The sequence below is a fragment of the Pseudoalteromonas sp. CO348 genome (genome assembly GCF_004208845.1).
In the GTDB taxonomy this organism is placed as follows: Bacteria; Pseudomonadota; Gammaproteobacteria; order Enterobacterales; family Alteromonadaceae; genus Pseudoalteromonas; species Pseudoalteromonas maricaloris.
Genome location: NZ_SGPI01000021.1, coordinates 87,334 through 100,704, shown reverse-complemented (window position 1 = coordinate 100,704; position 13,371 = coordinate 87,334). Strand labels below are relative to the sequence as shown.

The following is a 13,371-nucleotide window of genomic DNA, read 5'->3' as shown; positions in this document are numbered from 1 at the left end:
ACGAATTTATGCAATTATCACCAAGTTTAACGGCGCTTATTGAAGCGCTGCGTTGTTTACCTGGCATTGGGCCTAAGTCTGCGCAACGTATTGCCTTTCATTTATTAGAGCGAGACAGAGAGGGGGGCAGCCAGCTGGGACAAAGCCTGACGCATGCGATGCAAGCCATTGGTCATTGCTCAAGCTGCCGAACATTTAGTGAGGTTGAGGTGTGTGATATTTGCCAAAGTATCAAGCGCCAAGACACAGGGCTGCTTTGTGTGGTTGAATCACCAACGGATGTATTGGCGATAGAACAAACGGGCCAATTTAATGGCCTGTATTTTGTGCTGATGGGGCATTTATCGCCTCTGGATGGAATTGGCCCTAATGAAATCGGCCTTGATGTTCTTGAGCGTAAGCTAAGTGCTGGCAATATTAATGAAGTTATCTTAGCGACAAACCCAACGGTGGAAGGCGAGGCAACGGCACACTATATTTCTGAGTTATGTCATAAATATCAGGTTGAAGCGTCGCGTATTGCTCACGGCATGCCTGTTGGTGGTGAGCTTGACCTTGTAGACGGAATGACATTAATGCATGCGTTTAGCGGTCGTAAGAAGCTCAAATCTTAACGCTTCTTGCTAAAAGCCCTGTTTTTGGAGTAATTGAATCTAAAAAATAGGGCGATTTGTTAAAAATTTTGTTCAGTCTCTTGAAAGTTTTTTCTCTTCCCCCATATACCTAGCATATTGATAAAGAACACTGCATTAATTGCTTATATTGGAGAGAACAATGTCCGCAGCTCAAAAAGAAACATTAGGCTTTCAAACAGAAGTCAAACAATTATTAAACCTAATGATCCACTCTTTGTACTCAAACAAAGAGATCTTTTTACGCGAATTAGTATCTAACGCTTCAGACGCGGCTGACAAACTACGTTATTTAGCTTTGCAAAATGGTGACCTTTACGAAGGTGACGCGGAGCTACGTGTTCGCTTAAGCGTAAACAAAGATGCAAAAACCATTACCATTTCTGACAATGGTATTGGTATGACGCGTGACGAAGTGATCAGCTCATTAGGTACCATCGCAAAATCTGGTACAGCTGATTTCTTTAAAAACCTAACTGGCGACCAAGCAAAAGATTCACAGCTGATTGGTCAGTTCGGTGTTGGTTTCTATTCTGCATTCATTGTTGCTGATAAAGTAACTGTTCGTACGCGTAAAGCGGGTGAGTCAGAAGCGGTTGAATGGGAATCGCAAGGTGAAGGCGACTTCACGATTGCTGAAATCGAAAAAGCAGAGCGTGGTACAGAGATCACACTGCATCTTCGTGAAGAAGAAAGTGAGTTCCTTGAAACTTATCGCCTTCGCGGTATTGTGACTAAATACTCAGATCACATCTCAATTCCTGTTGAACTTTATAAAGACCCAGTTCCTGAATCTGAAGGTCCAGATGGCGAGAAAATTGAAGCGCAACCTGGCGAGTGGGAAGCGATCAACAAAGCCACAGCACTTTGGACTCGCGATAAATCTGAGATCAGCGACGAAGAATATAAAGAGTTTTATAAGCATGTTGGTCATGATTGGGAAGAGCCACTCACTTGGGCACACAATAAAGTAGAAGGTAAAACTGAATACACCAGCCTACTTTATATCCCTAAAAAGGCACCTTTCGATTTATACAATCGTGAGCGTCAAGCTGGCCTTAAGCTTTATGTACAACGCGTGTTCATCATGGATGACGCTGAGCAGTTTATGCCAAGCTACCTGCGCTTTGTTAAAGGCTTACTAGATTCTAACGATTTACCGCTTAACGTATCTCGTGAGATCCTACAAGACAACAAGATCACTCAAGCTATTCGTAAAGGCTGTACATCTCGTGTTCTTAAAATGCTTGAGCGCATGGGCAAAAACAAACCAGAAGATTACCAAGCATTCTGGAATGAATTTGGTAATGTGATCAAAGAAGGTCCTGCTGAAGATTTTGCAAACAAAGATGCTATTGCAAAACTATTGCGCTTTAGCTCTACACATACTGATGAGAAAACACAAAACGTATCGCTTGAGCAGTACATTGAGCGCATGAAAGAAGGCCAAGATAAGATTTACTATGTCGTGGCTGATAGTTTTGAAGCTGCGAAAAGCTCACCGCATCTTGAAATCTTCCGTAAGAAAGGTATTGAAGTTCTGTTACTGTCAGATCGCGTTGATGAGTGGATGATGAGCCACCTCACTGAATTCAACGAGAAGCCACTTCAGTCAATCACGCGTGGTGACCTTGACTTGGGTGATATGGATGATGAAGAAACGAAGAAAGCACACGAAGAAAGTGAGAAGGAAGTTGAAGGCCTAGTTGAGCGAGTGAAAACAGCACTTGGCGATAAAGTGAAAGAAGTACGCTTTACGCACCGCTTAACAGATTCTCCAGCGTGTGTGGTTGCAGATGATCATGATATGAGCTCGCAAATGCAAAAGCTAATGGAGCAGGTGGGTCAAGCCGTGCCTGAGTCTAAGCCGGTATTTGAACTTAACCCAGAGCACCAATTGGTTAAGCATTTGAATAACGAACAAGACGAAGACAAGTTTGGACAATGGGCAGAAGTACTACTAGACCAAGCAATGCTTGCAGAGCGTGGTAGCCTGAAAGATCCAGCGGGCTTTGTAAGCCGTCTTAACAAGCTAATGCTAGATCTACAAAAGTAAAATTAATTAAGTAATAAATTAGTACAACGAATTGAAAAAGCCGGTCATTGTTAAGTGACCGGCTTTTTTGTGTTTATTGATGAGAGTATATAGTGAGGCTATAGACTCTTCAGTGCGCCAACGACTTCTTCGTAGTTTGGCTCTTTTGCTAAATTTTCTACCAGCTGCTTGTAAACAATTTTGTGTTCCTTATCTAGCACAAAAATCGCACGACTGAGCAGGCCCATATCTTTAATCAACAAACCATAGTTTTCACCAAAAGAATGCCATACGGCGTCTGATAATGTTTTAACCTTGTCGATATTTTCTGCTTTGCAAAAGCGCTTTTGCGCAAACGGCAAGTCCGCACTAATCGTCAACATGGCAACATCTGGAAATTGGCTTGCTACTTTCTCATTAAAATGTTTTGTTTGTAGGCTACAAGTGCCTGTATCTAGACTGGGTACGACACTAATTAAAATTGCACGACTTTCAAAGTCTTTCAGGGTAACAGGGCTGAAGTCAGCATCGGCAACCTTAAAATCCGGTGCAGCCTGACCTTGCTTTACACCATTACCAAGCAATACCACCGCTTTACCTTGCGCTTTTACCTTGCCCATATCTACCGAGTTTTCAGGTAAATCATAAGCCAATGATATCGCACTAAACAGACCACTCGCTAAAACTAACGCTTTCAGCATAAAGTATTCCTTTTGAAGTTAACTTAATTGATTTGAGTGTATTATACTGACAGTAACTAACCAAGCTTAAGTGACATTTAGATTGTCAAGATGGCGTCATTTTATTAACATATGTCGCAATTTTAAGCTTTAATCTCATAATTATAACTAAAACTTCCCGACATCGTGCCGATACGCATGGGAAACAGAAAGAGAGCTTGTATGTCAACACTAGTCCTAATTTGTGACGATTCAAAACTTGCCCGTCGGCAGCTGGCGCGTTCATTGCCAGACGACTGGGATATTAAAGTAGAATTTGCAGAGAATGGACTCGACTGTATTAAACAAATAAAAGCACTTTCTCCAGAGATTCTATTCCTTGATCTAAATATGCCGCAGATGGATGGCTATGAAGTGCTACAGGCCATTACCGAGCAAGATTTATCCGTGCTTACTGTCGTTGTTTCCGGCGACATTCAACCTAATGCGCACCAACGAGTGATAGAACTTGGCGCTATTGATTTTATCCGTAAGCCCTGTGACGCTGCTAAACTTGCTGAAATTATTGAGCATCATGGAATAAAAGACAAAGCAATCAGAGAAAGCTTGGTTCATAAACTTGGTGAGCAGCTAGACCCTGAGATCCGTGATATCTATCAAGAGCTTACCAACGTTGCTATGGGGCAGGCGGGGGATTTGTTGGCGCGATTGCTAAACGTATTCGTCGAATTACCTATTCCAAACGTTAATGTACTCGAAGTTAATGAGCTGCACATGGCACTGCAAGCCATTGATGCGAGCGCAACTACGTCGGGCGTTTGCCAAGGCTTTATTGGTGGTGGTGTTTCCGGTGAAGCGCTGCTACTGCTTAATGATTCCAGTTTCAAAGAGATAGCGTCATTGATGAATTATCATGGCGATCTTAATACCAAAGTTGAGCTTGAACTGTTAATGGATATTAGCAATATCTTGATTGGTGCAATTTTAACTGGGCTATCTAAGCAACTCGATATGTCGTTTAGCCAAGGTCATCCAGTGGTGCTTGGTCAACATTGTGATGTGGCTGAACTTGTGAGAGCCAACAAGGCGAGATGGCAACGAACGCTCGCCATTGAGATTAGCTATGGCATAGAGCACCACAACATCAACTGTGATCTTATGCTGTTATTCACAGAAGACTCACTTAAAACATTAAAATACAAAGTAGCCTATTTATTGGATGATTAACTATGCCTGCAGCCGATTTTGATATGAATGAAATCCATTGGTTAATGGATATGTTTAACACCGTAGATGTTGGCTTGGTGGTACTCGATCGCGACTACAAGGTATGTATATGGAATGGTTTTATGGAAAATCATTCTGGTTTATTACCGAGTGCGGTTAAAGATAAAGACATTTTTGATTTGTTTCCAAGTATTGATGAGCAATGGTTTAGATCAAAAGCTGAACCGGTATTCGTGCTAAAAAATCGGTCGTTTACTATTTGGGAACAGCAACCGTATATTTTCCGATTCAAAAATTATCGGCCTATCACAGGCAAGGCGGATTATATGTATCAGAACGCAACTTTTATCCCGTTGACCACGGTGACGGGTGATGTAGGGCATATCTGTGTGATCATTTACGATGTGACTGATGAAGCAATCAATAAACTAGAACTTGAGTCGCTGAATAAACAATTAGAGAAAATTAGCCGTACAGACAGTTTAACCCAGTTGCATAATCGTGGTTTTTGGGAAGAGAGTCTAAAGCAGGAGTTTAAGCGTTTAAAACGTAATCAAGGCCAAAGCGCATTGCTTATGTTTGATATTGACCACTTTAAGCGAATTAATGATGAATACGGCCACAGTGGTGGAGATGAGGCTATACGCCATATCTCAGACTTACTACGCAAAACACTGCGAGAAACAGATACTGCAGGCCGCTACGGCGGTGAAGAGTTTGCGGTGACTTTGCTCGACACAGACGTAAAAGGTGCAATCACTTTCGCTGAGAGGCTGCGATCATTAATAGAAAATTCTTCGATTTACTACGATGAGCAACAAATCAAGATTACGGTTAGTCTTGGTGTTGCCGTGTACGAAGAGTCTTTTGAAAAACATGAGCAATGGATTGAAGCGGCAGACAGCGCTTTGTATGTTTCTAAAGAGGGCGGAAGAAATCGGGTAACTGTATACTCTGAAGACATGGCCAGCGAGTAAATTTATCTTTATATAGCGGCTTTAGCGCGGCGCGGTTCTATTCATATTGCCACTTTATAATTTTTACCCCACTAACTTTTTAGTATCAGTGTGGAATGAACAGCGGTCTGTTAGACAAATCAGCCGTATTGTTCGGTTATTTCTGCGAATTAAAGTGATAAAAGTGGCGTCTTACTTACCGCTAAATACATCACAATAACGACTGAAACCGGTATGGTTAAGAGTGCAAGTTTAGTAAAAGGGCCGTGATAGAGCGCCAACCAACGCCGTTGCTGAGCGCTTGCAATACCCAAGTGGACACTTTTAGATGCCTTTGCTGCTAACCAGTTTCCCAAGAAAATATCGACAATTTCTAATGGGATAATCACGAGACCGACCACCAGTAGCTTTTGCTGGAGCCATGGAGATGCAAACCATCCAGCTAAAAAAGCCATAGAAAAGCCTGTTAATAAGAGAACTATAAATGCCACATGTTCCAGTGTGACCATGAGAAAGAATACATGACCCACCTTCGCGGTCACCGGTCCTATATTTTCATTTTCTATTGCTTTTAACACAAGCCAAGCACCAAGAGCTGGGCCGAGCCAAAAAATCAAGGCGCCTATGTGCACTAATTTTAAGATTGTGTATTCCATCTAGGCCTCAAAACTTGATGTGCAAAGATAATCATCCAAAATGTACTAAGAGTCATGCTTGATGCAGTAAATATCTCAGCAGCTTTAAGTTGACCAGCAGCGATAGATACAGACAGCAATAAACCTAAAATCCAAGCGGTGCTCCCCAAGACTGACACCCATGTTTTAAATATACCTTGCTTAATGGCTAGATAGGTTAACGTAAGCCCTCCTAAATTATAAAGGCCATTACCTAGGTAACCGGTTAGATGGGTTGCAATATGCTCAAACAGTAAAAATACAGATTCGCCCATGGCTAAGTGAACTACTTTTGGTAAAATAAAGGCATAAATCACTTCAGCAATTAGATCTGGGGCCACACCCAATGCGACTAATAGCAGGCCAACATGCTTTCTAAAGTCGGCCTTGAGCTCATCTGCTAAAATAACACTAAATACTAAAAGACCTAGTGCAGAGAACATCCAAGCTATCCAAGACCACTGCCACAATACTAAGTTTTTGGCAATAAACTCCATACGCATTATTACCGTGTTATCAAGAGGCAAGCCTGGACGCATCGGTCCATTCATTAAAAGACATGCAGCAGTAATTATTGCGGCAATCAGATAAACAACAACAAATTTGGTTTTGTATTGATCCATTGGTTTTACGTCTGGATTGGAGTCCCATGGTTCATCTTAAATCTATACCCAAAATTGGTAAAGTCTTAGTCTGAATAGACATTATTTACTTGGTGAAAATTGAATAACCCTTGTCTTTAAACTATAGCGGTTAACCGGAGTTGTGATGTCTACGCTCATGATCTTGATATCAAAAGACTTGTAAATCATGGCTTATCTAGCTTTAATGGAGGTGTGGGGAGTTGAGTTTTCATTAGAGGTCTTTAGCCATTTATTTTAAGATGAGGCAGGTGAATAGTAGTTCCTTAAATGATTTTAACTCATTAGGAAGAATTCCATAGACTTCAGTCAATATGAAACACTTGCTTGAAATGCGTAATCACTTACAACAATAAAAGAGAATGAAAAATGAACGATAATGATGAATACTGGGGGATGCCGCTAAATACATACTGTATGTTATTACATTTGAGCCAACTGGCGAGCTTTGTTGCTCCGGGACTAGGGCTTGTATTACCGGTGGTTATGTGGGCAACCAATAAGGATAAAAGCGAAACAATCGACCAACACGGAAAAGCCACTATTAACTGGTTAATTAGCTTAATCATCTATTCCATAATTTGCGGTATTTTAGTTTTTGTTGCAGTTGGTATTTTAGGGTTTGTTGTGTTAGCTATTCTTAATATTATATTTGCCATCATTGCCGCGATAAAAGCCAATAATGGGGAAGTATGGATTTATCCACTTAGCTTCAATTTTTTTAAGTAACCGGCACTTTGAATAGCGGAGAATCTGCTGTTTGTATTGTTCTGGTTTGCTGTATTGAGTTTAACAATACACCTCACAGCAGCATGATAAATAGAGGCAGGAGCTAATTTAAGGCTTCTGAGCATGAGAAAGGAGCCTAGGCAAACAATAGCAGCCCAAGCTGTTTGCCTACTCCTAATTTACACTTACAGGGCTACGATTCACTTTCCTCTTCAGGGCATTGAGCTATTTGCTCGATATTGCCATTTTCATCTACTTGTTCAAGTTTCACTTTAAATCCCCATAAGCGATAGAGGTGCTTTATCACTTCTTGCTTTGAAGCGGCAAGTGGGATCCCGCCTTGCGGTACATACCTTAGCGTAAGTGAGCGATCTCCCCGTACATCGACGTCATAAACTTGAATATTAGGCTCATGGTTACTGAGGTTGTACTGCGCTGAAAGGGCACTGCGAAGTTGTTGATAACCCATTTCGTCGTGAATAGGGCCAACTTCTAAGTGCGGAGATTTTTGTTTGTCGACAATCGTAAAAAGCTTAAAGTCGCGCATGAGCTTTGGAGATAAAAATTGGCTGATGAAGCTCTCGTCTTTAAAATTTTGCATCGCAAAATGCAGTGTATCTAGCCAGTTGCTCCCCGCAAATTCCGGGAACCACTGTTTGTCTTCTTCCGTTGGGTTTTCGCATATACGGCGAATATCGACCATCATATTAAAGCCGAGCGCATAGGGGTTTATCCCCGAATAAAACTTACTATTGTATGGCGGTTGATACACAACATTGGTATGGCTTTGTAAGAACTCCAACATAAAGGAATCACTTAGTTTTCCCTCGTCATATAAGTGGTTCAAAATAGTGTAATGCCAAAATGTAGCCCAGCCTTCATTCATGACTTGAGTTTGTCTTTGCGGGTAGAAGTACTGTGACACTTTACGCACAATACGAATAATCTCGCGTTGCCAAGACTCCAACAATGGGGCATTTTTCTCGATAAAATATAGAATATTTTCCTGGGGTTCCGATGGGAAACGGGCACGGTTGTCGGTTTCTTCATCTTCACCTTTAGGAATGGTTCGCCATAATTCATTAACTTGGGACTGCAAATAATCTTCCCGTTCTTTTTGCCGTTTTTGCTCTTCAAACATAGAGATCCGTTGCGGCCTTTTATATCGATCAACCCCGTAATTCATTAACGCATGACAAGAGTCAATCAGGTTTTCTACCTCATCAATACCGTACTTTTCTTCACATTTGGCGACATAATTTTTAGCAAATACCAAGTAATCAATGATGGATGATGCGTCTGTCCAGGTTTTAAATAGATAGTTACCCTTGAAGAAAGAATTATGACCATAGCACGCATGCGCCATTACCAGTGCCTGCATAGGCATGGTATTTTCTTCCATTAAGTACGCAATACAAGGATTAGAGTTAATCACAATCTCGTAGGCAAGACCCATTTGACCTCGTTTGTAGGTTTGCTCAGTCTGGATAAATTTTTTACCGTACGACCAATGTGCATAACCAATTGGCATGCCCACACTTGAGTAGGCATCCATCATCTGCTCAGCTGTGATCACCTCAATTTGATTTGGGTAAGTGTCAAGTCTGTAATGCTCAGCTACACGAGCAATTTCCTGATGATAAGTATCAAGTAAATCAAAGGTCCAATCTGGACCATCGTCAATTGGCTGATATGTCATCGCGCAACCTCCCAAAAATTATGCCGCACTTTGCTTATTTTTGTTCTTCTTGAACAATTCTCTAAAGATAGGATAAATATCTTCTACACCTCGAATGTGCTGCATAGCAAAGTTGTCAAATGAGTTAGCTACTCCTTGATACTCCCGCCACAGACTTTGGTGTGCACGGGTCGTTATCTCTATATACGCATAGTAGCGGACAATTTTAAGTAGTTTGTTAGAGAGTATTTGGGTGCATTGTGGAGAATCATCAGCCCAGTTATCACCGTCAGAGGCTTGTGCGGCGTAAATATTCCAATCGCCTTGGGCATAACGCTCTTGAATGATTTCATCCATTAATTTCAGCGCACTTGAGACAATTGTGCCACCCGTCTCTTGCGAGTAGAAAAACTCTTGCTCGTCTACTTCTTTTGCTTGGGTATGGTGGCGGATATAGACTACCTCAATATCTTTATAAGTGCGGGTTAAGAACTGATAGAGCAAAATATAAAAACGTTTTGCCATGTCTTTGGTGGCCTGATCCATTGAACCAGACACATCCATCAAGCAAAACATAACTGCTTTGCTTGTGGGGTGCGGACGCCTTTCGTAATTACGAAAGCGTAAGTCGTAATTGTCGATGAAAGGCACTGCGGCTATTTGCTCTTTTAGCACTTGGATCCGCAGTTCTATATCATTGATTTTCTGTTGAGGAGGAACCGGTTCAGCAAGCATATTTGCAAGTTCTTCTTCCAACTCTCTTAACTCTCGGCGTTTACTCGAGGTCATCGCAATACGGCGTGCCATTGAGCCTTTTAAACTGCGTACAATATCTAAGTTGCTGGGCATACCATCATTACAAAAGCCAGCTCGATGCGTTTTCATTTGCATTAATTTATCTAACTGGCTTTGCTGTAAGTTGGGTAACTCCAAGTCTTCAAACAATAGGTCTAAGTATTCGTCTTTTGAAATAGAGAATACAAAGTCGTCTTGTCCTTCACCTTGGTTACTTGCCTCGCCATCACCTGACCCACCACCTTGCCCTGAAGGAGGGCGCTGGATCCGATCGCCCGTTGAAAATTGATCATTACCTGGGTGAATGAGCTCTCTGTCACCCCCTTTTCCCTGATGGAAAGTGGGCTCGCTGATATCTCGTTGTGGGATAGAAATGCTTTCGCCACTGGAGATATCAGTCACACTACGTTTGTTGATGGCCTCTGAAACCGCTTTTTTTATCTGCTTTTTGTAGCGGCGGATAAAACGTTGGCGGTTCAGAGTGCTCTTATTTTTGCCGTTAAGACGGCGGTCAATAAAATGCGCCATATAACACCCTCTTCATACTAACAAGTTACTGTGACTTTCTAACTCTTAAATACCACTCTGAAAGTAGGCGAACTTGTTTTTGGGTATAGCCTTTATCAACCATACGATTGACAAAGTCCTCGTGCTTCTTCTGATCTTCGGCAGAGGTTTTTGCATTAAATGAAATTACAGGGAGTAAGTCTTCGGTATTAGAGAACATTTTTTTCTCGATAACCGTTCTTAGTTTTTCGTAGCTGGTCCATACTGGATTGTCACCATTGTGATGGGCTCTTGCTCTTAAAACAAAGTTGACTATCTCGTTACGGAAATCTTTTGGATTGGAAATACCGGCTGGCTTTTCAATCTTTTCCAGCTCGCCGTTAAGCGCGGCTCTATCAAACAGTTGACCAGTATCTGGGTCACGATATTCCTGATCTTGGATCCAAAAGTCTGCATAGGTAACATAGCGGTCAAAAATATTTTGGCCGTACTCAGAGTACGACTCAAGGTAAGCTGTTTGTAGTTCTTTACCGATAAATTCGACATATTGTGGGATTAGATACCCTTTTAGATGGCTTAGGTAGCGCTCTTGTACTTCGGCATTAAATTGTTCACGCTCAATTTGCTGCTCAAGTACATAGAACAAATGAACAGGGTTTGCTGCGACTTCACTATGGTCAAAGTTAAACACGCGAGAGAGGATCTTAAAGGCAAAGCGAGTTGAAAGGCCGTTCATGCCTTCGTCAACGCCAGCATAGTCTCTGTATTCTTGATAGGATTTAGCTTTTGGATCTGTGTCTTTTAAGCTTTCACCATCGTAAACCCGCATTTTTGAATAGATACTGGAGTTCTCTGGCTCTTTAATCCGAGACAGTGCTGAAAACTTAGCTAAAGTTTCTAAAGTGCCAGGCGCACAGGGGGCTTCCCTGAGCTCACTATTTTCAATAAGTTTCTCGTAAATTTTGACCTCTTCAGACACGCGTAAACAATAAGGTACTTTGACGATGTAAACACGGTCTAAAAAGGCCTCGTTGTTCTTATTGTTCTTAAAGGTTTGCCATTCAGATTCGTTAGAGTGAGCGAGTATTAGCCCGCTAAATGGTAGGGCGGAAATACCCTCTGTACCATTGTAGTTGCCTTCTTGGGTTGCAGTTAGCAGCGGATGTAGCACCTTAATGGGTGCTTTAAACATCTCGACAAACTCCATCAAACCTTGGTTCGCAAGGCATAGCGCGCCAGAATACGCATAAGCATCAGGGTCATTTTGAGCGAAATGCTCAAGTTTACGAATATCAACTTTACCCACCAGTGCTGAGATATCTTGGTTGTTCTCATCCCCAGGCTCTGTTTTCGCGATAGCAATTTGATCAAGAATGGAAGGGTAGCGTTTTACGACCTTAAATTGCGTAATATCGCCATTGTACTCATGCAAGCGTTTGGTTGCCCATGGAGACATTATCGTTTTAATATAGCGCCCAGGAATGCCGTACTCTTTCTCAAGTAGGTCGGCATCTTCTTGTGGGCTAAACAAGCAAAGCGGGTGGTCATTAACGGGTGAGCCTTTTAAAGAATAAACCGGCACCTTTTGCATTAAATACTTGAGCTTTTCTGCGATAGAGGATTTACCACCACCTACCGGGCCGAGTAAATAGAGTACTTGTTTGCACTCTTCAAGCCCCTGTGCGGCATGTTTGAGATACGATACGATTTGTTCAATGGCATCCTCCATACCGTAAAACTCATTGAAGGCAGGGTATCGAGCTATTACTCTATTCGAAAACAGCCGACTAAGTCTGGCATCTTTCGACGTATCGATCATTTCTGGTTCGCCTATTGCCATCAGAAGTCGCTCAGGTGCGCTGGCATAGGCTGATTTGTCATTTTTACAAATTTCAAGAAATTCCGCGATGGTGTACTCTTCTTCTTGCGCGGCTTCATATCTGGCCTGATAATGTTCAAATATTGTCATAACGACCTCCAATAAGCTACTTGGTGTGGTTTGCGGATCACAGATTTGGAAAGGTTACTTAAAGCTTAGTCGTGATATGAAGAATACCCAAAAAAAACTAGATTTTTTATGTATTAATGTTGAGTTACAGGCATGAAAAAGGGCGCTTTTGCGCCCCATTGTTGCATCAATACTGATAGTTGATGTTAAGCTAGGTTGCTGTTAGCGAAATCCCAGTTAACAAGTGCCCAGAAACCTTTAAGGTAATCAGGACGAACATTACGGTAATCAATGTAGTAAGCGTGTTCCCACAAATCAACTGTGATGATAGGGGTAACACCTTCTTCAGTCAGCGGCGTCGCTGCATTTGAAGTGTTAACGATATCTAGAGAGCCGTCAGCTAGTTGTACTAACCAAGTCCAGCTTGAACCAAAGTTGTTAACTGCTTTGTCGTTGAAAGCTTCTTGGAATGCTGCGAATGAGCCCCATTTTGCATTAATTAGTTCAGCAACTTTACCTGTTGGTTCGCCACCTGCATTTGGCGCAAGGCTGTGCCAGTAGAAAGTGTGGTTCCAGATTTGAGCAGCATTGTTGAAAACACCACCTTCAGAGCTACATACGATCTCTTCTAGTGATTTACCTTCAAAGTCAGTACCTTCGATAAGACCGTTAAGCTTTACAACGTATGTGTTGTGGTGCTTACCGTGGTGGAATTCTAGCGTCTCTTGAGAAACGTGCGGCTCAAGAGCATTTAGTGCATAAGGTAGTGACGGTAGTTCAAATGCCATATTAATCTCCATTTTTTGGTTGATTTGCCAATAACGCATACGAAAGGTAGCTAACATCAGCCCACTTTTCTATACCATTGG

At 41.9% G+C, this 13,371-nt stretch carries 12 protein-coding genes; 5 read left to right on the top strand and 7 right to left on the bottom strand.

The window, feature by feature from the left end; translation table 11 throughout:
- The first annotated feature begins 8 nt into the window (after positions 1-8).
- Together recR and htpG are read left to right on the top strand one after the other, a co-directional pair.
- Positions 9-614, top strand: a complete 606-nt coding sequence (gene recR / locus EXT48_RS10685) for a recombination mediator RecR (protein WP_130164452.1) — start codon at positions 9-11, stop codon at positions 612-614.
- A 160-nt stretch (positions 615-774) separates the two neighbouring features.
- Complete coding sequence (htpG, locus tag EXT48_RS10680) at positions 775-2,688, top strand: molecular chaperone HtpG (protein WP_017217996.1); 1,914 nt, start codon at positions 775-777, stop codon at positions 2,686-2,688.
- A gap of 98 nt (positions 2,689-2,786) precedes the next feature.
- Here the strand turns inward: htpG and tpx are convergent, their stop codons facing one another.
- Positions 2,787-3,368, bottom strand: coding sequence for a thiol peroxidase (gene tpx, locus EXT48_RS10675; RefSeq protein WP_017217995.1), 582 nt, complete (start codon positions 3,366-3,368; stop codon positions 2,787-2,789).
- Between the two features lie 201 nt (positions 3,369-3,569).
- On the opposite strand from tpx, the gene EXT48_RS10670 reads away from it, so the two are divergent.
- Both EXT48_RS10670 and EXT48_RS10665 read left to right on the top strand, forming a co-directional pair.
- Positions 3,570-4,574, top strand: a complete 1,005-nt coding sequence (locus EXT48_RS10670) for a response regulator (protein ID WP_130164451.1) — start codon at positions 3,570-3,572, stop codon at positions 4,572-4,574.
- Between the two features lie 2 nt (positions 4,575-4,576).
- A complete protein-coding gene (locus tag EXT48_RS10665) occupies positions 4,577-5,551 on the top strand; it encodes a diguanylate cyclase (protein WP_010375394.1) in 975 nt (324 codons plus the stop codon).
- Positions 5,552-5,700: 149 nt separating this feature from the next.
- Here EXT48_RS10665 and EXT48_RS10660 read toward each other — a convergent pair whose 3' ends face one another.
- Both EXT48_RS10660 and EXT48_RS10655 read right to left on the bottom strand, forming a co-directional pair.
- Positions 5,701-6,186, bottom strand: coding sequence for a DUF2269 domain-containing protein (locus tag EXT48_RS10660; protein WP_130164450.1), 486 nt, complete (start codon positions 6,184-6,186; stop codon positions 5,701-5,703).
- Positions 6,168-6,827, bottom strand: coding sequence for a hypothetical protein (locus EXT48_RS10655; RefSeq protein ID WP_130164449.1), 660 nt, complete (start codon positions 6,825-6,827; stop codon positions 6,168-6,170). The genes EXT48_RS10660 and EXT48_RS10655 overlap by 19 nt, the downstream gene beginning before the upstream one ends.
- 387 nt (positions 6,828-7,214) lie before the next feature.
- On the opposite strand from EXT48_RS10655, the gene EXT48_RS10650 reads away from it, so the two are divergent.
- Positions 7,215-7,574 carry a DUF4870 domain-containing protein gene (locus EXT48_RS10650; RefSeq protein WP_010606428.1) on the top strand — a complete coding sequence of 120 codons (360 nt, stop codon included), beginning with the start codon at positions 7,215-7,217 and terminating at the stop codon, positions 7,572-7,574.
- A 193-nt stretch (positions 7,575-7,767) separates the two neighbouring features.
- Here the strand turns inward: EXT48_RS10650 and EXT48_RS10645 are convergent, their stop codons facing one another.
- The 4 genes from EXT48_RS10645 to EXT48_RS10630 form a co-directional block, all read right to left on the bottom strand.
- Entirely contained in the window at positions 7,768-9,273 is a 1,506-nt protein-coding gene (locus EXT48_RS10645; protein WP_010606429.1) for a SpoVR family protein, read from the bottom strand.
- 18 nt (positions 9,274-9,291) lie between these two features.
- Positions 9,292-10,575 carry a YeaH/YhbH family protein gene (locus tag EXT48_RS10640; protein WP_010606430.1) on the bottom strand — a complete coding sequence of 428 codons (1,284 nt, stop codon included), beginning with the start codon at positions 10,573-10,575 and terminating at the stop codon, positions 9,292-9,294.
- A 25-nt stretch (positions 10,576-10,600) separates the two neighbouring features.
- Positions 10,601-12,523, bottom strand: coding sequence for a PrkA family serine protein kinase (locus EXT48_RS10635; RefSeq protein WP_017217990.1), 1,923 nt, complete (start codon positions 12,521-12,523; stop codon positions 10,601-10,603).
- A gap of 185 nt (positions 12,524-12,708) precedes the next feature.
- Positions 12,709-13,290, bottom strand: coding sequence for a Fe-Mn family superoxide dismutase (locus tag EXT48_RS10630; protein WP_010375405.1), 582 nt, complete (start codon positions 13,288-13,290; stop codon positions 12,709-12,711).
- Positions 13,291-13,371 lie beyond the last annotated feature (81 nt).

Excerpts from the sequence above, each read along its gene's own strand:
- recR (WP_130164452.1), top strand. The coding sequence starts at position 9 with ATGCAATTATCACCAAGTTTAACGGCGCTTATTGAAGCGCTGCGTTGT.
- htpG (WP_017217996.1), top strand. The coding sequence starts at position 775 with ATGTCCGCAGCTCAAAAAGAAACATTAGGCTTTCAAACAGAAGTCAAA.
- tpx (WP_017217995.1), bottom strand. The coding sequence starts at position 3,368 with ATGCTGAAAGCGTTAGTTTTAGCGAGTGGTCTGTTTAGTGCGATATCA.
- EXT48_RS10670 (WP_130164451.1), top strand. The coding sequence starts at position 3,570 with ATGTCAACACTAGTCCTAATTTGTGACGATTCAAAACTTGCCCGTCGG.
- EXT48_RS10665 (WP_010375394.1), top strand. The coding sequence starts at position 4,577 with ATGCCTGCAGCCGATTTTGATATGAATGAAATCCATTGGTTAATGGAT.
- EXT48_RS10660 (WP_130164450.1), bottom strand. The coding sequence starts at position 6,186 with ATGGAATACACAATCTTAAAATTAGTGCACATAGGCGCCTTGATTTTT.
- EXT48_RS10655 (WP_130164449.1), bottom strand. The coding sequence starts at position 6,827 with ATGGATCAATACAAAACCAAATTTGTTGTTGTTTATCTGATTGCCGCA.
- EXT48_RS10650 (WP_010606428.1), top strand. The coding sequence starts at position 7,215 with ATGAACGATAATGATGAATACTGGGGGATGCCGCTAAATACATACTGT.
- EXT48_RS10645 (WP_010606429.1), bottom strand. The coding sequence starts at position 9,273 with ATGACATATCAGCCAATTGACGATGGTCCAGATTGGACCTTTGATTTA.
- EXT48_RS10640 (WP_010606430.1), bottom strand. The coding sequence starts at position 10,575 with ATGGCGCATTTTATTGACCGCCGTCTTAACGGCAAAAATAAGAGCACT.
- EXT48_RS10635 (WP_017217990.1), bottom strand. The coding sequence starts at position 12,523 with ATGACAATATTTGAACATTATCAGGCCAGATATGAAGCCGCGCAAGAA.
- EXT48_RS10630 (WP_010375405.1), bottom strand. The coding sequence starts at position 13,290 with ATGGCATTTGAACTACCGTCACTACCTTATGCACTAAATGCTCTTGAG.